This window comes from Streptomyces sp. NPDC000075, from assembly GCF_040301925.1.
Classification (GTDB): domain Bacteria; phylum Actinomycetota; class Actinomycetes; order Streptomycetales; family Streptomycetaceae; genus Streptomyces; species Streptomyces polychromogenes.
This window is the reverse complement of the sequence record NZ_JBEPFL010000032.1, coordinates 1-18,209: the sequence shown is the minus strand read 5'-3', so window position 1 is coordinate 18,209 and position 18,209 is coordinate 1. Positions and strand designations below refer to the sequence as shown.

Genomic DNA, 18,209 nt, shown 5'->3' with positions numbered 1-18,209 from the left:
CGTCCGGGTGTCTGAGACGATGGTCGGGTGAATGACGATCCGCAGAGCAACGTCCAGGAGACGACCTTCTTCGAGCAGGTGGGCGGCGAGGCGACCTTCCGCCGTCTGGTCCACCGCTTCTACCAGGGTGTCGCGGAAGACCCGCTGCTGCGTCCGATGTACCCGGAGGGGGACCTCGGGCCCGCCGAGGAGCGGTTCGCGCTGTTCCTGATGCAGTACTGGGGCGGTCCGGGCACGTACAGCGAGAACCGCGGGCACCCGCGCCTGCGCATGCGGCACGCCCCGTTCCAGGTGGACTCCGCCGCCCACGACGCGTGGCTGAAGCACATGCGGGAGGCCCTGGACGAGCTGGGCCTGGCGCCGGAGCACGAGGCGCAGCTGTGGCGGTACCTGACCTACGCGGCCGCCTCGATGATCAACACGGCGGGCTAGGAGCCGTAGGAGCCGGTGGTCTCCGCGGCCCCGGGCGGGGCCGCGGAGACCGTCAGACCGGCCGTACCTGGAGGGCGCCGAGTCCGCCGCCCGGTCCGGGCAGGCGGGTCGCGACGGACCCGTACGGGGTGCTCAGCCGCAGCCAGCCGGCGGAGGCGAACAACGCCAGGGGGGCGGGTGCGCCGGGCGCGGCGCCGCCGCCGGAGGGTGCCGGTACGCGTACGGGCCGCAGGAAGCCCAGGGACTGCGCGGCGTGCGCGGCGCGCAGCGGGAGTGCGGTGTCGCCGACGGTCCGGGACCAGATCTCGCGGCCGATGCGGTCGCGTTCGGAGCGGGTCCGGTGCTGCGGGGGCAGGGCCTCGTCCCGGGACCGGAACTCGGCGACGGCCGCGGCCAGGGCCGCGCGTACCGCCTCGGGGGCGGGCAGTCCGGGCACGGGCGTCCAGCCTCCCCTGGGCGGCAGGACGCCGGTCCAGGGCGGGCCGGTGACGGCGCCCGGCACCCGGGCCCCGGCGCCGGTCTCGTCGACCGACTCCAGCAGCTCACCCGCCGAGACGGTCACGTCCAGCGGCGCCGCGAGGGGTGCGGCGAGCCGCACCGCGCGGACGGCGAGGACCTCGAAAGAGGGGGGCCGTCCGAAGACGGCGAGCGCGCCGCCGCCCGCCGGCGCCTGCAGGCGGACCGCGGCGGCGCGGTCGTAGTGCACCAGCCGGCCCAGGAAGGCGGCGAGGTCCGCCGCCTCCCCGGAGTCGGCGAAGTGCAGCTGGTCGGTCATGCCGCGAGGCGCCCTTCCGCGCTCTTGGAGCGGTCGGAGACACGGCCCGCGGGCTCCTCCAGGTACTCCTGGAGGAAGACCCGCTCCTCGTCCGTGATGCGGCGGGGCCGCCCCTCGGCGAGGTTGTAGGGAACGACGACCGTCTCGGCCCGGACGTAGACCGTCTCGGGCGCGTCCTCGGTCGCCTCGTCCTTGACCTCGTAGCGGATGGTCAGGGACGCGGCGCCTATCCGGGTGACCCAGGACTCGATGAGCACCGGCTCGTGCCGGTGCACGAGGGGCAGCTTGTAGTCGATCTCGTGACGGGCCACGACGGAGCCGCCCGTGAAGGACTCGCTGCCCTCACCGGGCGCCAGGCGGAACATGAAGTCGATGCGCGCCTCCTCCAGGTAGCGGAGGAAGACCACGTTGTTGACGTGCCCGAAGGCATCCATGTCCGCCCAGCGCAGCGGGCACCGGTAGTGGTGTCTGGCCATGTGCTCGACCTAGCCCCGGGTGAGCTTCTTGTAGGTGGCGCGGTGCGGACGGGTGGCGTCCGGGCCGAGCCGCTCGATCTTGTTCTTCTCGTAGGACTCGAAGTTGCCCTCGAACCAGAACCACTTCGAGTCACCCTCGTAGGCGAGGATGTGGGTGGCGACCCGGTCCAGGAACCAGCGGTCGTGGGAGACGACCACGGCCGCACCGGGGAACTCCAGCAGCGCGTTCTCCAGGGAGCCCAGGGTCTCGACGTCGAGGTCGTTGGTGGGCTCGTCGAGGAGCAGCAGGTTGCCGCCCTGCTTGAGGGTGAGCGCGAGGTTCAGGCGGTTGCGTTCACCGCCGGAGAGCACGCCGGCCGGCTTCTGCTGGTCCGGGCCCTTGAAGCCGAAGGCGCTGACGTAGGCGCGGGACGGCATCTCGACGTTGCCGACGTTGATGTAGTCCAGCTCGTCCGACACGACCGCCCAGAGGGTCTTCTTGGGGTCGATGTTGGCGCGGCCCTGGTCGACGTACGAGATCTTGACGGTCTCGCCGACCTTGATCTCGCCGGAGTCCGGGGTCTCCAGGCCCTGGATCATCTTGAAGAGCGTGGTCTTGCCGGCGCCGTTGGGGCCGATGATGCCGACGATGCCGTTGCGCGGCAGCGTGAAGGACAGGTCGTCGATGAGGACCTTGTCACCGAACGCCTTGGAGAGGTTGTTGACCTCGACCACGATCGAGCCCAGACGCGGGCCCGGCGGGATCTGGATCTCCTCGAAGTCCAGCTTCCGCATCTTGTCGGCCTCGGCCGCCATCTCCTCGTAGCGGGCGAGACGGGCCTTGGACTTGGCCTGGCGGCCCTTGGCGTTGGAGCGGACCCACTCCAGCTCTTCCTTGAGGCGCTTGGCGCGCTTCTCGTCCTTCTTGCCCTCGACCTTGAGGCGCTCGGCCTTCTTCTCCAGGTAGGTGGAGTAGTTGCCCTCGTAGGGGTGGGCACGGCCGCGGTCGAGCTCGAGGATCCACTCGGCGACGTTGTCGAGGAAGTAGCGGTCGTGGGTGACGGCCACGACGGCGCCCTTGTACTGGGCCAGGTGCTGCTCCAGCCAGTTCACGGACTCGGCGTCGAGGTGGTTGGTGGGCTCGTCGAGGAGCAGCAGGTCGGGGGCCTCCAGCAGCAGCTTGCAGAGGGCCACGCGGCGCTTCTCACCACCGGAGAGGTTGGTGACCGGCCAGTCGCCGGGCGGGCAGCCCAGGGCGTCCATGGCCTGCTCCAGCTGGGCGTCGAGGTCCCACGCGTTGGCGTGGTCCAGGTCGTCCTGGAGCTTGCCCATCTCCTCCATGAGCTCGTCGGTGTAGTTCGTCGCCATTTCCTCGGCGATCGCGTTGAACCGGTTGAGCTTCTGCTTGATCTCGCCGACGCCGTCCTCGACGTTCTCCAGAACGGTCTTGGACTCGTCGAGCTTGGGCTCCTGCATGAGGATGCCGACGGAGTAGCCGGGCGACAGGAAGGCGTCACCGTTGGACGGCTGCTCGATACCCGCCATGATCTTCAGGACGGTCGACTTGCCGGCGCCGTTCGGGCCGACCACGCCGATCTTCGCCCCCGGCAGGAAGTTCAGGAACACGTCGTCGAGGATCACCTTGTCGCCGTGCGCCTTGCGCGTCTTGCGCATGGTGTAGATGAACTCAGCCAAGAGAAACCGTCCGGCAGATCGATGGTGGGCAGATACACCCCATCTTGCCGTACGTCCATCCCCGGGGGGAAACGCGCATGGTCAGGGCCCTGATCTGCGCCTGGGGGCGGCCGGTGGCGGAAAAGCCCGGCGGGGGCCGGGGGCGGGCGGCAGGATGGCAGCCGGTTCCGGTCCGGCCGTCCGGTCCGGCCGTCCGGTCCGGCCGTCCGGTCCGGTCCGTCGGTCCGCTTCTCTCGGAGGACGCAGCAGCAATGGAAAGCACCCTGGTCGCGCTCGCGGGTACGACGGTCGCCGTGGTGGGGACGCTCCTGGCCCCCGTCCTGTCGCAGCGCCTGCTGTCACGGGCGCAGTCGGACCAGTTCGAGCGGCAGGAGCGGGCGGCCGACGCCCAGTGGGCGCGCGAGCAGCGGGTCGCCGAGCTGGACAAGCGGCGCGAGTGCTACGTGGCGGCGAACTCCGGCTACCGGCGGTACCGGGTCGAGCTGATGAACTACCTGTGGCGGGTCCACAAGGGGGAGGTCACCCCGGAGGCGCGGGAGGCGCTGGACGAGGCGCGGCACACGATGCACGGCGCCTTCGCCGAGGCCCAGATGGCGGCCTCCGACCCGGTCCTGGCGGAGCTGGACGCCATGGCGCAGACCCTTGCCCGGGCGTACGACCGGGTCATGCGGCTGGAGGAGGACGCCGACACGCCGGAGGGGACGTTCGAGGAGATACGGATGTCGCTGCTGCACGCCAACGAGCAGTGGGTGGGGATGCGCGGGGTGATGCGGGCCGACCTGGGGGTGCCGGGGCGGGCCGGCCCGTGACTCAGCGGGGGCGGTAGACGGGCAGGGCGTCGGGGAGGACGTCGAGGACGAGGGCCGGCGGGGCCTTGGCGTACTCGCCGTCGTAGGCGAAGGGGGTGCCCGGGGGGATGTCCTCGATGCGCAGCCGGCGCAGGCGGACGGCCGTGTGCGCCGGGGACCGGGTCAGCGGTCCGGCCAGGGCGGCGGCGAGGAGACGGGGTCCGGGACGACCGCCGCCGTGGACGAGCCGCAGGTCGAGCAGGCCCTCGCCGAGGCCGTCGCGGCGGCGGGGGGTGGGGCCGGAGCCGTGGTAGGTGCCGTTGCCGGCGAAGAGCAGCCAGGCGCTGCGGGGCCGCCCGGCCAGGGTCAGCCGTACGGGCCGCTCGGCGCGCAGCACCCGCCAGGCGGCGGCGAGCGCGGCCGGCCCGCCGCCGATCCGGGGCGCCCAGCGCAGCCGGTGGCGCAGCAGCTGGGGGTAGACCCCGAAGCTGAAGGTGTTGAGGAAGTACCCGCCCTCGCCCCCGCCCTCGCCCCCGCCGTCCCCTTCCGGGGTGCCCGCCGGGGTGGCTGCCGGGGTGTCTGTCGGAGTGAAGCGGCCCACCGACACGCGGACCGCCTGGCCCTCGGTGATCGCCCGGCAGGTGTCCTCCGGGCCGGTGAGGCCGAAGTCGAGGGCGAAGTGGTTCAGGGTGCCTCCGGGGAACACCGCCAGCGGTACCCCGGCGCGCAGTGCGGCGGTCGCGGCTGCGTTGACCGTGCCGTCGCCCCCGCACACCCCGAGGACCTGCGACCGGGCCGCGGCGGCCGCGAGCTCCGCCTCCAGCTCCTCGCCCCCGCACTCCACCACCTCCGCCGCCGGCAGCCGGTCCCGCAGGACGCCGAGCACCGCGTCCCCGGCCGTGCCCGCGCCGGTGTTCACCACCACCGTCAGCCCGGCCCCGTCCGGCAGCGCGGGCACCCCGGCGGCCGGCCGCTCGTCGCCCGGGACGGCCCGCGCCCGCCGCGCTCCCCGCGCGAGCTCGCGCACGGTGAGCCCCGCCGCCACCCCGAGGAGGGCGCCCGCCGCGACGTCGGACGGGTAGTGCACTCCGGTGTAGATCCGGGAGAACGCCACGGACACGGCCACGGGCGCCACCACGGCGCCCCACGCCGGGGATTCCAGCGCCAGTCCGGCCGCGAAGGCGAAGGCCGAGGCGGAGTGCCCGGACGGGAAGGAGGTGGTCCACGGCGGCACGGCCGGCCGCCGCACCACGGGCACCCCGTCCAGCAGCGGGCGCGGACGGCGGACGGACCACTTGCCGACGGTGTTGACGGTCGCGGACGCCAGTGCGAGCGAGGCCGCCGCCCGCAGTGCGGCCTTGCGGGTCCGCGCGGGGCCCAGGGCGGTGAGCGCCGCCGCGATCCCGCCCCACAGCACGCCGTGGTCGGCCGCCCGCCCGAGCGCGGGCAGCACCCGCTCGGCCGCCGGCCAGTGGCGTCGGGCCACGGCGTCGAACAGCCGCCGGTCCCATTGCGCGGCGGTGCCCCGCCAGGTCAGTCGCTGCTCCCGGTCTGCCATTTCCCGCGCTTACCCGGGCCGGGGCCGCGTGAAGCAGCCCGCCCGCGTTCCACCCCCGTTCAGCCCTCCGTCTCCCCTTCCTCCCCTTCCAGCGGCCGCTTGCGCAGCAGCAGGACCACCATGCCGCCCAGTACCACCAGGCCCACCGCGAGCGAGGCGATCACCGGGGTGGCGGCGGAGCTGCCGCTGACGGCCAGCCGCTCCTCCTCGGGGGACTGCGTCTCCGGCCCGGCGTCGGGGGCCGGGGCCACCTCGGCGCTGCCGGCGAGCGTGCCCACCTTCCCCGCCGGGCCGGCCGGCGGCTGCGGCCAGACCGCCGTGGCGGTGGCGGCCGCGGCCGACTCGCTGGAGCCGGCCACGACCTGCGCCTCGGCCGGGATCCCGCTGCTGAAGACCCGCCCGACCGGCACCTTCGTCGAGCCCTGCACCCTGACCGAGGCGGTCCCGTCGGGGGTGCCGGCGGGCACCTCGAAGAACAGCCGGCTGCCGTTGGCCGCGGTGCTCACCACCCGCCCCTCCTCGTCGACCACCCGCACGCCCATGGCCACGGCCGCCGCGTCGGGGGTGACGGTGACGCTCTGCGCCCCCGTGCGGACGGTGACCGGGCCGAGCCGGGTGCCGGTGGGGCCGGTCACCGGGCCGGAGACCCGGCCGGGGTCCAGCCCCAGCGAGGCCGGCGGCTCCGGCAGCCGGCCCGCCTCCCGCTGGAGGTACTCGGCCAGCTTCGCGGCCGCCTGGTCGGCCGCCTCCACCTGCGCCCCGTCCGCGAGCCGCCAGATGGCCACCTGGGTGCCGGCGGCCGCGCTCTCCGCCGTCAGGGTCCCGGCCCCGGCCGCCTTCGCCAGCCCGGCCAGGTCGTTGTGCTGCGGGTAGGAGTGCTCCAGCACCCAGCGGATCCGGCCGCCCGCCTCGCTGCTCCCGGCGAGGGGGCTGCCGCCCCAGCCGCTCTCGGTGTAGCGGGCCTGGGGCTGCGCGTTGCCCTCGACGCCGACCCCGTACGTCTGGAGCATGCCGCCGCCGTCCACCCGCATCTCGTACAGCCCGGCGGGGATCTGGCGGACCGACCCGTCCCGGGCGCGCAGGACCGCCTGGCCGTAGGTCTTCAGTCCGTCGAGCACGGCGCGCGCGCCACCGGCCGATGGCCCGGCCGAGGCCGCCGGGTCGGCGTCGGCCCAGGCCCGGGCGCCCGGGGCGGCGGTGAGGGCCGCGGCCAGCAGGGCCGCGGCCAGCGGCCGCCGCGCGGAGCCCCGCACCCCGCCGCCGGCGGCGGAAGGGCCCGAGGCGGCACCCGGGCCGGGCCCGGAAGCGGCACGGGGAGCGGGCACGGGGCCCGCCGGACCGGCGGGCGCGGCGGGCGCACCCGGAAGCGGAACCACCGGCGGGGCCACCTCGTCGGCCGCCGGGGCGGAGGCCGGTCCGCCCGTGGACGCGGCGTGGGACTCGAAGGACGCGCAGGACGCGGGAACAGCAATCGACACAGTCTTCCCCTTCGGGCCAAAGACCCAGGTGCCCGTGAATACCGGGGAATCCTAGCCCCATCGAACACTCAGACCACCGCCGCCTTCTGAGGGCCCATCAGCGGGGTCTCCGTCTTGACCACGCGGCGGAAGGCCGCAGTTCCACGGTTCAGGTCGTGTCCGACGGTGATCGCGTCGATGTCCGCCGAGAACCAGCGGCCTCCTTCGCCGTCGGGCGGCCCCTCCCGGACCCTCAACCGGCCGTGCACCACGAGCGGTTCCCCCACCGAGACGGAGCTGGCCAGGTTCACCGCCAGTACCCGTCGCGCCCACACGGTGTAGAAGCTGGTGGTGCCGTCCGTCCAGGCCTCGGCCCGCCGGTCGAAGTACCGCGGGGTCACCGCGAAGCGGAACCTCGCCGACGGTCCGGTCGCCGTCTCCTTGAAGTCGATCCGCGTCGCCACGTGCCCCACCAGCGTCACCAGGGTGTCGTTCATCCCGGTCGCCCTCCCCACGTTCCGTACGGCTCGTGCGGACCATCCGCACGAGGTACGCACCATGCTGGCCCGGCTCCCCGACCGGCCGCTCCGGCCTGTGGACTACTGGCGGGTTGTGGACAACCTCGTCCCCCCTGCGGAGACGGTCGCGTACTGCTCCCGGACCTCCCGGTAGCGCAGCAACTCCGCCGCCACCGGCTCCAGCACCCGGGCCCGCCCACAGCCGGCCGCGGCCTGCCGCAACCGCCGCTCGGCGTCCTGCCCGTACCTGCGGGCGGGCCCCCGGGCGGCGATCGAGCAGGCCCACTCGACCAGCGGACCGCCGATGATGCCCGCCACCATGAACAGCACGGGCGGCAGCAGCTTCGGTTCCAGGACCCCCGCGATCTGCCCGACGAGCCACAGCCCGCCGAAGACCTGCACCAGCGTCATCGCCGCCTGCGCCAGCACCGCCGCCGGCCACCAGGCGGGCCGGGGCGGCTTCGTACCGGGGGCCGGGACGGCCGGGCCGAGGGTCACCGCCAGCTCGTCCAGCGCCTCCGGCAGCCGGGCGGCACCACGCACCGCCGTCTCCCGTACGGCCTGCGCCCAGGGTTCTGGCAGCCCGACGGCGGCCTCGTCGGCGACGGTCCGCACGGCCTGCTCCACCCGCTGCCGGGCGGTCACCTCCTCCTCGACCGGCGCGGGTGCGGCCGCCGTGGAGCGGCCGATCACCGCGAGGGCGGACAGGCCGGCGAGCGAGCGGGGAGCGCGCCGGCTCTCGTACCAGCGCCACAGCCGCAGCCAGGGCGTCCCGCAGGCCTTGCCGGCATTGCGCCGCCAGGCCCGTTCGGCGGCGAGCCCGGCGGCGTACGCCCCGACGGCCTCGGCGAGGCGGTCCTCGAACTCGGCGCGCGCCGCCTCGCCGATCTCGGGCCCGGAGGGCGCTCCCTGCCCGTCTGCGACGTACAGCGGGCGCAGGCGGGCGGCGGCCCGGTCGACGTCGGCGGCGATCCGCCGGGTGGCGGCGCCCTTCTCCTGGGTGAACTGTGCGAGGAGCTCGCGCAGTTCCCCGACCCCTTCACCCGTCAGGGCGGACAGGCCGAGGACGGTGGCGCCGGGTTCGCCGTGCTCGCCGAGCGCGATGCCGTCCTCGTCGAGGAGCCTTCGCAGGTCGTCCAGGACCAGGTCGGCGGCCTCGCCGGGCAGCCGGTCCACCTGGTTCAGCACGACGAACGTCACCTCCGCGTGCCCGGCCAGCGGCCGCAGGTACCGCTCGTGCAGCACCGCGTCCGCGTACTTCTCCGGGTCGACGACCCAGATGACGGCGTCGACGAGCGCCAGGACCCGGTCGACGTGTTCGCGGTGCACGCCGAGCGCCGAGTCCAGGTCGGGCAGGTCGACGAGGACCATCCCGCGCAGCGCCTCGGCCTCGGAGGTCTCGCGGGGGCGGCGGCGCAGCCGGCCGGGGATCTCCAGCCGGTCCAGCAGTCCGGCGGCCCCGTCCGACCAGCTGCAGGCGATCGGCGCGGCGGTGGTCGGACGGCGCAGCCCGGTCTCGGAGATCTGCACTCCGGCGAGTGAGTTGAAGAGCGTGGACTTGCCGCTTCCGGTGGCTCCTGCGACGGCGACGACCGTGTGCTGGGCGGACAGGCCCCGGCGTGCGGCGGCCTCGTCGAGGACCCGGCCGGCTTCGGCGAGGGTCTTGCCGTCGAGGCGGGTGCGGGAGAGCCCGACCAGCTGGCGGAGGGCGTCGAGGCGGGTGCGCAGGGCCTGGGCCTCGGGGCTGAGCGGCGGCGCGGGGGCCTTGCCGCCGTCGCTCCCGGCGCCGGAGACGGCCCGGACCAGGGCCTCGTCGCCCTCGTCCGCCTCCGCGTCGACGTCCGCGTCCGCGTCCAGCGCGTCGTCGAGCTCCTCGGCCGTGGGCTCGTCGGCGGCGCCGCGCGGGCGGGTCCTGCCGAATCCCCCCTTGCGGGTGGTCCGGTGGCGTGAGCGCGCGATGAAGCCGTCGTCCCAGCGGTCGGCCGCCCGGGCTGCGGCCCGGACGTCCGTACGGCCGTCCGGGCGCTCCGCGCCCGGGTCGGCGGTCCGGCCGGCGGCCCGGTCCCGGGCGCGTTCGCCGGCCCTGGCGCGCACGCGCGTGCCGTCCCCGGCCGGGTCGCCGACGTGGTCGCGGTCCCCGGCCTGGTCGCGGTCGGTCAAGGCGGTCACCCCCTCACCTCTCCTTCTGCAGTACGGACAGCGCCGCGATCAGCTCGGCCTGTGGTTCCGGGGTCACTTCGAGCGCCTGGAGCGGGGCGAGCCGGCGGTCCCGTTCGGCGCGCAGGACCTGGTCGAGGTGGTCGCTGACGACCTCCCCGCCCCGGTCGCGCAGCCGTACGGCGGCCTGTACGCCGATCCGTTCGGCGAGCTTTTCCCCCGCCGGGCGGGCACGTTTGCCGCCGAGGAGGGCGGCGACGAGGAGGGCGGCGATGCCGTCGGGGTCGGGAGCGGGCTGCCGGTCGAGCTTGGCGACCTCCTCCTCCGCGAGTTCCTCCAGCACGCGTCGCCAGCGCCGTACGGCCATGCCGATACGTTCCGCCGCCTCCCGGTCGGGCCCGGGCATCGGCAGCGCCCCGGCGGCCGGCTCACGGCGCCACGCGGCGGCGATGCGCTCGTCGGCGGCGGCGACGGCGCACTGGAGCAGGGCGGCGAGGGATTCGGCGAGGGAGTCGAGCAGTTCGTCCGCGCTGGTGTCGAGGGGGTAGCCGCGCCAGCGGGTGAGGGCGTCCCCCGCGAGGACGGCGCCGCTGTCGAGGCGGCCCTGGACCCGTTTGCCCTCCCTCTTGTACGCGTCCTCGACGGCCGAGGTCAGCCGGACGGCGGCGGCGTGCTGGGCGGCGACGGCGGAGGCCAGTTCCGGCATGCGCCGCCCGAGGGAGTCGAGCGCGCCGAGGGCGGTCCGGCCGACGGCGTACTGCCGGGCGGCCGGGTCCTGGACGTGGTGGCTGAGCCAGGCGAGCAGCGGTGCGACGGCGCTGGCGGGCAGCAGCCCGCCGCCCCCGGCCGACTCCGGAAGTTCCGGCACCGTGAACCGCGGTACGTCGCCCAGCCCGGCCCGGGTGAGCAGGGCGCCGTACTGGCGCGAGACCTCGGCGAGGACCTGGTGCGGGACCCGGTCGAGGACGATGACCAGGGTGGCCTTGTACTGCTTGGCGGTGCGCAGCAGGTGCCAGGGGATGGCGTCGGCGTACCGCGAGGCGGTGGTGACCATGACCCAGACGTCGGCGGCGCAGATGAGCTGGGCGGCGAGGGTCCGGTTCTCGACGACGAGGGAGTCGATGTCCGGGGCGTCGAGGAGGGCGAGGCCGCGCGGGAGGGTGGCGACGGTCTCGATCCGCAGTTCGCGGGCCGGGGAGCCATGGTGCGCTCCGGGCCGGCGGCCCTTGCGGGAGGCGGGGAGCAGGTCGTCCTCGTCCTGGGGGGTCCAGACGCGCATGAGGTCGGGCAGGACCCGCATCCCGGCGAACCAGTGGTGGTCGTCCGGGTGACAGACGAGCACCGGGGTGCGGGTGGTGGGGCGGAGCACTCCGGCTTCGCTGACCTGGCGGCCGACGAGGGAGTTGACGAGGGTGGACTTACCGGCCCCGGTGGACCCGCCGACGACGGCGAGCATCGGCGCCTCGGGCGCCTTGAGCCGGGGTACGAGGTAGTCGTCGAGCTGCGCGAGCAGCTCGGCTCTGGTCTGGCGGGCGCGCGGGGCGCCGGGCAGAGGCAGCGGCAGACGCACGGACGCGACCCGGTCGCGCAGGGCGGACAGGGCATCGAGCAGCTGAGGCCGAACATCCAAGGTCACCACATGCGAAGAATGCCCAATTTGGGACCATTTTTGAAGCTTATACGCCCTCTGCGCGCCGACCGCGACTCCAGTGGGACATCATGGACACCGAGGACGAGTGGGACGCAGGCATAACGAGTGCACAACACCCAGGCCGCCGCGGCGCAAAAGCGGTGCGAGAATCGCACCTGCCTGCGATTATCGGGACCGCTTCACCGAACCTCCACAACGTGGCACGCGAGCGAAGCAACCGGGACAAGGCAACCGGAGCCCTATCCTTGACCCGGTACGGACCGCAGTCCCACCCCCACCAAGGGGCTCCAGGCCACCACGGTCACCACCGGCCCCCGTAGCTCAGTGGATAGAGCAGGCGCCTTCTAAGCGCTTGGCCGCAGGTTCGAGTCCTGCCGGGGGCACTTCTTCTCCTCCTGCCCGAGGAGCGCCGCACGGGCGTCCCTCGGGACGCCGTCCAGCGGTGGCGGAAAATCACCCGACCGGATCCTTGCAGGCGCAAAAGGGCCGTCGCCCGGACGGGCGGTTCACGGCGCGGGCGGCTGCGCCGGGACGGGTTCCGCTGAGGCGCCAAAGGCCCTGACCGCCTGGTAGTACGTCCAGGCCGTGCCCTCGCAGGATGCCCTCCTGCCACCCGTGTACCGCGCGCAGACCCGCTGGAGGTCCGCGTGGAAGGCGTCGTCGAGCCGGGACTTGTTGGCCTGGAAGGCGCCCGCCGCCCGGTAGTTGCGGTATCCGAAGTCGTGGCGGGCGCACGCCTCCTTGAAGGGGAAGCCGAAGGGGTTGTCCGGGGAGGACGTGCAGTAGTCCGTCGACCAGTCGAAACCGTAGGCGGCCCAGTCGGCCCGGTGCGCACGGGCGGCGAGCCAGGCGTCCTGGCTGGCCGCGTCGGAGCGCGTCCAGCGGCTCAGCACCTGCGGTTTGTCCGTGGGCACCGCCGGCACCGCCGACGCGGGCACGGCGAGGGCGAGCACGGCGGCGGCCGACGCGAGGAGGGGGAGGGGGAGGGGGCTGCGGCGCATGGTGTCCCTGCGGGGCGGGCGGCCGGCGGACGGCCGCCGCGGCACCGGAAGCCGCCCCGGAGCCGGAAGCCGCCGCCGCGCCGGGAGTTGACGGGGGCTGCCCCTATAACGCCGCCCCGGCCCGGGCGTTTCTTCCTACGACGGTTGACGGCCGGACGGACCACTCTCAGGTATGACTCCGTATGCGACTTGCGGCAGATTCGAAGTTCGTACCCGGGAGGGACGCGTGAACGGCCCCCGGCGCGAACACTTGTCGCTATGAACCGCCGTCCGCTCGTCATCGCCGCCGCCATCGTGGGAGTCCTCACCACGGCCGCCTTCGCGCTGCCCAACCTCCCGCCCAACCCGGTCACGAACGCCCTCAACGACCGGTTCTTCAAGGAGAAGGGCCGGCACTTCGCCACCGCCCGCGCCGCCGAGTCGCACACGCGCGGGGACCACAACCTCGCGCTGCCCAGCTGGATGCCGAGGGACGCCACGGACATACGCATCCAGGCCCGCACCGACGGCAAGGCCCGGCTCATCAGGTTCACCCTCGGCAAGACGCCCCTCGACGGGCCGCAGTGCGCCGCGGAGACCCCGAGGAAGGCGGGCGGCCCCCGGCTGGGCGCCCGCTGGTGGCCGCGCGACATCCGGGGCGAGGAGCGGCCCGAGTGCCGGGACCGCTATCAGTACCAGGTGTCGGTACGGGGGAAGAAGGTCTACGCCTGGACCGACGGGACGCCTTCCCCGGGCGCGCGAATACCGGAGGGCGTACCGGCCGTCCCCCAGCCGGGGGCCGTCCCGGTCGGCCGCCGCTGACGGGTCAGTCCCGTGCGAGCACCGCGGCGGTGGCCCGGGCGAAGCCCTCGGGGTTGTCCAGCATGATGTTGTGCCCGCACTCCGGTACGGCGACGACGGCGACCCCGGCGGCCTCCAGGGCCTCGGCCCCGTCGGGGGCTCCGTCCGCCTCCGGGTGGAGGAAGCCGCGCGGGACCTTCAGCTCCAGCAGCAGCTCCCGCATGGTGGGCGTCGTACCCGCGGCGAGGTGCACGGCGCTGCGGTACAGGGCGGTGCGGCCGGCCAGCCGCATGGTGGACCACCAGTGGGCCCCGGCCCGGTCGCGTACCTCGGCCCAGCCGCCGGCCAGGAACTCCTCCTCCGTGTAGGAGGCGATCCCGCTGCTGCCCGCCGTGGCCGGGACGGGCGGCAGGGGGTCCAGGTTGGCGTCGACCAGGACCAGCCGGGAGACCAGGTGCGGGTGCCGGGCGGCCAGCACGATGGCCACCGCCCCGCCCATGCTGTGGGCGATCACCTCGGCCGCGCCGACGCCGGCGGCGGTGAGCGCCAGGGCGACGGTGTCCGCGTGCGCCTCCAGGGTGTACGGGAACCCCTCGGGCCGGTCGCTGTGCCCGTGCCCGAGGAAGTCGAGCAGCAGCGAGCGCCGCCCGGCCAGCAGGGGGTGTACCGCGCTCGCCGCGAAGTAGGCGGGCGCGGTGGATCCGAGACCGTGCAGGTAGAGACGGGCCGGCTCCTCGCCCGGCAGTTCGACCCAGCGGACGCGGTCGCCTTCCAGTGTCACTGCGGCACTGCGCACGATGTGTTCCCCCTGAATCGTCGACGGTCGGCCGAGCACGAGGTTAACCGCGGCGACGACGGGCCCGACTACTCTCAAGAGGTGATCGCGGAACTGAACCAACTCGACGGCGCTGAGCCCCGGCCGGGGGCCCTGCCGACGGGCTCCGCCTCGGCGGTGTGGGCGCTGGACACCACGCGCGGGGTGATCGGCGGGCACGAGGCCGGCGGGGCCGAGGCGCTGCTCGACGACGACGAGCGCAAGCGGGCGGCCCGGCTGCTGCGCCCCGGCGACCGGCGCACCTACCTGGCCTCGCACCTGGGGCTACGGATTCTGCTCGGCGGATACCTGGGGGTGGCGCCCGGCGAGGTCCGGTTCGTCCGCGAGGACTGCCCGGGCTGCGGGGGGCCGCACGGGCGGCCGGCGGTGGCCGGGGGCGGGGTGCACTTCTCCCTGTCCCACAGCGGGGACCTGGCGTACTTCGCCTTCGCGGGGGTGCCGGTGGGTGTGGACGTGGAGGGGCTGCCGAGCGCCGAGGCCGTGGCAGACATCCTGAGCAGCCTGCACCCTGCGGAGACCGCCGAGATCACCGCCCTGCCGGAGGACGGCCGGCGGGCCGCGCTGGCCCGGGTGTGGTCCCGCAAGGAGGCATGCCTCAAGGGCATCGGCACGGGCCTCGCCGAGGGGCTGGTCGAGCCGTACGTGGGCGCGGCGGCCGACCCCGCCCGGATCCCGGGCTGGACCCTGAGCGACGTCCAGGCCCCACCCGGCTACGCCGCCGCCCTGGCCGTCCACACGGCCTGACGACGACCTGACACAGGCGCCGAGGGCCGGCCGCTGATGCCTGACGGCGGGCGACGGGCGGCGGGCGGCGGGCGGCGGGCAACCTCACACCGGCAGCCAGACAGCGGACGGCCTGAGGCGGACGCGGCAGGCGGCGGGCGGCGCGCGGCGCCTGACGACCCGGCAGGCCGGGGCGTCGTGCGGCAGGGGTGGGCGGGGGCGGCGGGCCGAGGCGCGCTCCGGCTCCCCCTTGCTCGGGCCGGCGCGCCGCGCCCGGCGGGGCGGCGTGTCGTGCGGCCAGTCGGCGCACCCTCCGCGCGAGCCCGCCCGGGCGGGCAGAGCATCGGGCGCATGACCGCGATGACCGCATTCCTCCCGGCCGCCGCCCTGTTGGCGGCGGCCACCGTCCTGCCGGCCCCGACCGCCGCGTACGCCGACGGCGCCGACGCGCCCACCGCCCCCTACGTCGTCGTCCTCAAGGACGCCACCACCCGCGCCCCGACCCGGGCGCTGGCCTCCGAGGCGGAGGAGGCCGGTGACCGGGTCGAGGCGGTCTACGACACCGCCCTCAACGGCTTCGCGGTCCGCACCACCGCGGCCCGCGCCGCCGCGCTCGCCGCCGACCCCCGGGTGGCCTCCGTCGAACCGGACACCGTGTACCGGATCTCCGACCCCGCCGCCCCGGCCACCGGCCGTACCGCACCCCTCCCCGCAGCCCCGGCCGCCGACCGCCTGGCCTCCGACCATCCCGCGACCCTCCCGGTCACAACCCGCCCCGTCACCCCGCCCGCCGACCACCCCGCGGCCGACCCCGCCTCCCCGGCCACCCCGGCCGCCGACCACCCCGCGGCCGACCCCGCCACCCCGCCCGCCGACCGCCCCGCGACCGACCCCGCCGCCCCGCCCGCCGGGCGCCCCGCCGTGCCTCCCGGCGGTCCGGCCGCCGGGCGGCCCGTTGCTGGCGGTGGGAGCCAGGCGCAGGCGCCCTGGCATCTCGACCGGATCGATCAGCGCGCGCTGCCGCTCGACGGGTCGTACGCGTACCCGGCCACCGGTGAGGGCGTCACGGTCTACGTCGTCGACACCGGCATCAACACCGCCCACCAGGAGTTCGGCGGCCGCGCCCGCGCCGGCTACAACGCCCTCTGGATGGAGGGCTCCGCCGACTGCAACGGCCACGGCACGCACGTCGCGTCGACCGTCGGCGGGGCCTCGTACGGGGTCGCGAAGGGGGTCTCCCTCGTCGGGGTGAAGGTGGCCGACTGCCGGGGCGACGCGCGGCTGTCGCACATCCTGCGCGGCCTCGACTGGATGGTGAGGGACGCCGTCCGGGCCGGCCTCCCGCTGCGCCCCGCCGTCGCCAACATGAGCCTGGGCGGCTCCCGCAGCCACTCCATGGACGCGGCGGTCATCCGTGCCGTCGCCTACGGGATCACCGTCACCGTGGCCGCCGGCAACGAGGGCCGGGACGCCTGCGCGGGCTCCCCCTCCGGCGTCCCGCAGGCCCTCACGGTCGCCGCCACCGACGCCGCCGACCGCCACCCCTCCTTCTCCAACCACGGCCCCTGCGTGGACCTCTCGGCGCCGGGCGTGGCCGTCGTCTCCGCCTGGAAGGGGTCGCCGACCGCCCTCGCCCGGGCCACCGGCACCTCCATGGCCGCCCCGCACGTCGCGGGCGCCGCCGCGCTGCTCCTGGCGGGCGGGACGGCGCACAGCCCCGACCAGGTCCGTGCCGCCCTGCTCCGGGACGCCGCCCCGGACCTGATCACGGGTCTGCCCGCCGGCACCCCGAACCTGCTCCTCCAGGTACCGAAGGGGGCCTGAGCGCAGCCAGACACCCCACCACCGGTCACCGACCGGTCGGTATCCGATGTCCCATCAGACCGGGTCTGATGGGACATCAATGTCTGTGTGCTTCGCGCCCGGGCAATCCATTGACTTCTCGGCACCGCGACGCGTCAATGACGGCCATCCGCACCGGCTCGGCCTCCCCCGCACAGCGGGTGGGGGGAGGGTTCGTCATGACGAAGGAGTCGCGACCCAGTGAGTACGAGAACGCTCAGACGAAGAGTGCTGGCCGGGGCGGGCGCCCTGTCCCTGGCCCTGACGGGCGGCGTCGTGGCCCTGACGGGGCCGGCGCAGGCCGCGACCAAGACCACTTCCGTCCCCGTGAAGTGCGTCGCCCCCGCCCCGCAGCCGGGCGCCAACGGCAACCAGGACTACACGATCACGGTGCCGGACACCGCCAAGGCGGGTGAGACCGTACCGATCACCATCGACCCGGGCGAGACGCCGGTCATCCCGATGTTCACGATCGACACGGTCAACACCATCAAGGCGAAGCTGCTCGTCGGAGGGGTCGCCCAGACCGTCACCAGCCCCGCCGTCCCCAGCCACCAGGAAGCCAACAAGAAGTCCGACCCGCCCGCCTTCTCCGGCACCGTCAAGATCCCCGACGGCAGCGAGGGCACCACCGTCCAGATCACCATCGACCAGGTGGTCACGGACGCCGACCTGGGCGGCACGGTCTACACCACGACCTGTACCCCCGACCCGCGCCCCAGCGCCTCCGTCGCCCAGATCGCCGTCGAGGCCCTCCCGAAGGACCCGGTCACCACCAGGCTGACGCCCAACAGCGGCAAGGCGGGTACCGCCGTCGTCGCCACCGGCGCCAACTTCCCGGCCGGACCGGTCACCTGCTCCGCCCTCCTCGCGGGCGCGGCCACCGGTGACACCGGCACCGGCACGGCGGACGCCTCCGGCGCCGCCACCTGCAACATCACCGTCACCAAGAAGGCCGACGCCATCAGGATCGACGGCTCGGTCCCGCCGGCCAAGCCCTTCGTGTTCGTCGAGGAGCAGGCGGGCGTGAAGAACCCGGTGGACGTCGAGGTGCTGCCCGGGCCGCTGGCTCTCGGCCCGAAGGACGGCCAGCCCGCCGTCAGCTTCGGCTCGGTGACCATCAACGGCAAGGCCCAGTCGGTGTTCGGCGCGTTCAACGCGGCGACCGTCCAGGACTTCCGCGGCGGCACCCTCGGCTGGGACGTGACGGCCACCCGGACGCCGTTCCTGAACCAGACGACGGGCCACTCCCTGGCCAAGGCGCAGATCGGCATCCAGCCGTCCTGCACCGTGACCAACCCGGACAGCCCCAGCACCTGCACGGCGGGTGCGCCGGGCGCCATCACGGAGACCCCGATGAAGGTCGCCTCGCAGACGGCCGGCGGTGACGAGCTGACCGGCGGCGAGTTCGCCGTGGGCGGCGCGGCGATGCTCCAGCTGCCGCCGTTCATGTTCGCCGACACCTACCAGTCGGTCGTGACCTTCTCGATCGCCTGACCGGCACCGCAGCCCCGGGGTGGTGCGGCGCCCGGGCGCCGCACC

At 74.8% G+C, this 18,209-nt stretch carries 16 protein-coding genes and 1 tRNA gene; 7 read left to right on the top strand and 10 right to left on the bottom strand.

Annotated features, from left to right (window positions below; all coding sequences use genetic code 11):
• Positions 1 to 27 precede the first annotated feature (27 nt).
• Entirely contained in the window at positions 28 to 432 is a 405-nt protein-coding gene (locus ABT403_RS29810; RefSeq protein WP_042818584.1) for a globin, read from the top strand.
• Between the two features lie 52 nt (positions 433 to 484).
• On the opposite strand, the gene ABT403_RS29805 is transcribed toward ABT403_RS29810, so the two are convergent.
• Genes ABT403_RS29805 through ettA form a run of 3 tightly spaced genes read right to left on the bottom strand, consistent with a single transcriptional unit; the run spans position 485 to position 3,357 of the window.
• The gene (locus ABT403_RS29805) at positions 485 to 1,207 is read right to left on the bottom strand and encodes a DUF8010 domain-containing protein (RefSeq protein ID WP_344156353.1); all 723 of its coding nucleotides are present in this window, start codon (positions 1,205 to 1,207) and stop codon (positions 485 to 487) included.
• A complete protein-coding gene (locus tag ABT403_RS29800) occupies positions 1,204 to 1,683 on the bottom strand; it encodes an acyl-CoA thioesterase (protein WP_344156356.1) in 480 nt (159 codons plus the stop codon). The genes ABT403_RS29805 and ABT403_RS29800 overlap by 4 nt, the downstream gene beginning before the upstream one ends.
• Positions 1,684 to 1,692: 9 nt before the next feature.
• The gene (gene ettA, locus ABT403_RS29795; protein WP_344156359.1) at positions 1,693 to 3,357 is read right to left on the bottom strand and encodes an energy-dependent translational throttle protein EttA; all 1,665 of its coding nucleotides are present in this window, start codon (positions 3,355 to 3,357) and stop codon (positions 1,693 to 1,695) included.
• A 251-nt stretch (positions 3,358 to 3,608) separates the two neighbouring features.
• On the opposite strand from ettA, the gene ABT403_RS29790 reads away from it, so the two are divergent.
• Complete coding sequence (locus ABT403_RS29790) at positions 3,609 to 4,166, top strand: hypothetical protein (RefSeq protein ID WP_344156361.1); 558 nt, start codon at positions 3,609 to 3,611, stop codon at positions 4,164 to 4,166.
• A gap of 1 nt (position 4,167) precedes the next feature.
• Here the strand turns inward: ABT403_RS29790 and ABT403_RS29785 are convergent, their stop codons facing one another.
• From ABT403_RS29785 to ABT403_RS29765, 5 genes are all read right to left on the bottom strand, one after another.
• A complete protein-coding gene (locus tag ABT403_RS29785; RefSeq protein ID WP_344156364.1) occupies positions 4,168 to 5,703 on the bottom strand; it encodes a bifunctional phosphatase PAP2/diacylglycerol kinase family protein in 1,536 nt (511 codons plus the stop codon).
• A 59-nt stretch (positions 5,704 to 5,762) separates the two neighbouring features.
• Positions 5,763 to 7,181 (bottom strand): TQXA domain-containing protein, encoded by a 1,419-nt coding sequence (locus tag ABT403_RS29780; RefSeq protein WP_344156367.1) that lies wholly within the window; start codon positions 7,179 to 7,181, stop codon positions 5,763 to 5,765.
• Between the two features lie 68 nt (positions 7,182 to 7,249).
• A complete protein-coding gene (locus ABT403_RS29775; RefSeq protein ID WP_344156370.1) occupies positions 7,250 to 7,657 on the bottom strand; it encodes a single-stranded DNA-binding protein in 408 nt (135 codons plus the stop codon).
• A gap of 102 nt (positions 7,658 to 7,759) precedes the next feature.
• On the bottom strand, positions 7,760 to 9,847 hold the full coding sequence (locus tag ABT403_RS29770) for a GTPase (protein ID WP_344156373.1): 2,088 nt from the start codon (positions 9,845 to 9,847) through the stop codon (positions 7,760 to 7,762).
• A 4-nt stretch (positions 9,848 to 9,851) separates the two neighbouring features.
• The gene (locus ABT403_RS29765; RefSeq protein WP_344156376.1) at positions 9,852 to 11,474 is read right to left on the bottom strand and encodes a dynamin family protein; all 1,623 of its coding nucleotides are present in this window, start codon (positions 11,472 to 11,474) and stop codon (positions 9,852 to 9,854) included.
• 322 nt (positions 11,475 to 11,796) lie between these two features.
• Between ABT403_RS29765 and ABT403_RS29760 the strand changes: the two genes are divergently transcribed.
• Positions 11,797 to 11,869, top strand: a tRNA-Arg gene (locus tag ABT403_RS29760).
• A 123-nt stretch (positions 11,870 to 11,992) separates the two neighbouring features.
• On the opposite strand, the gene ABT403_RS29755 is transcribed toward ABT403_RS29760, so the two are convergent.
• Positions 11,993 to 12,487 (bottom strand): phospholipase, encoded by a 495-nt coding sequence (locus ABT403_RS29755; RefSeq protein WP_344156379.1) that lies wholly within the window; start codon positions 12,485 to 12,487, stop codon positions 11,993 to 11,995.
• Positions 12,488 to 12,745: 258 nt separating this feature from the next.
• Here ABT403_RS29755 and ABT403_RS29750 point away from each other — a divergent pair, with 258 nt between their 5' ends.
• Positions 12,746 to 13,288: a hypothetical protein gene (locus tag ABT403_RS29750; protein ID WP_344156382.1), complete on the top strand. Its 543-nt coding sequence runs from the start codon at positions 12,746 to 12,748 to the stop codon at positions 13,286 to 13,288.
• A 4-nt stretch (positions 13,289 to 13,292) separates the two neighbouring features.
• Here ABT403_RS29750 and ABT403_RS29745 read toward each other — a convergent pair whose 3' ends face one another.
• Positions 13,293 to 14,063: an alpha/beta fold hydrolase gene (locus ABT403_RS29745; RefSeq protein WP_344156385.1), complete on the bottom strand. Its 771-nt coding sequence runs from the start codon at positions 14,061 to 14,063 to the stop codon at positions 13,293 to 13,295.
• A gap of 81 nt (positions 14,064 to 14,144) precedes the next feature.
• Between ABT403_RS29745 and ABT403_RS29740 the strand changes: the two genes are divergently transcribed.
• The 3 genes from ABT403_RS29740 (at position 14,145) to ABT403_RS29730 (ending at position 18,164) form a co-directional block, all read left to right on the top strand.
• On the top strand, positions 14,145 to 14,846 hold the full coding sequence (locus ABT403_RS29740) for a 4'-phosphopantetheinyl transferase family protein (RefSeq protein ID WP_344156388.1): 702 nt from the start codon (positions 14,145 to 14,147) through the stop codon (positions 14,844 to 14,846).
• Positions 14,847 to 15,176: 330 nt separating this feature from the next.
• The gene (locus tag ABT403_RS29735) at positions 15,177 to 16,649 is read left to right on the top strand and encodes a S8 family peptidase (protein WP_344156391.1); all 1,473 of its coding nucleotides are present in this window, start codon (positions 15,177 to 15,179) and stop codon (positions 16,647 to 16,649) included.
• 219 nt (positions 16,650 to 16,868) lie between these two features.
• Entirely contained in the window at positions 16,869 to 18,164 is a 1,296-nt protein-coding gene (locus ABT403_RS29730) for a hypothetical protein (RefSeq protein WP_344156394.1), read from the top strand.
• Positions 18,165 to 18,209: the final 45 nt, after the last annotated feature.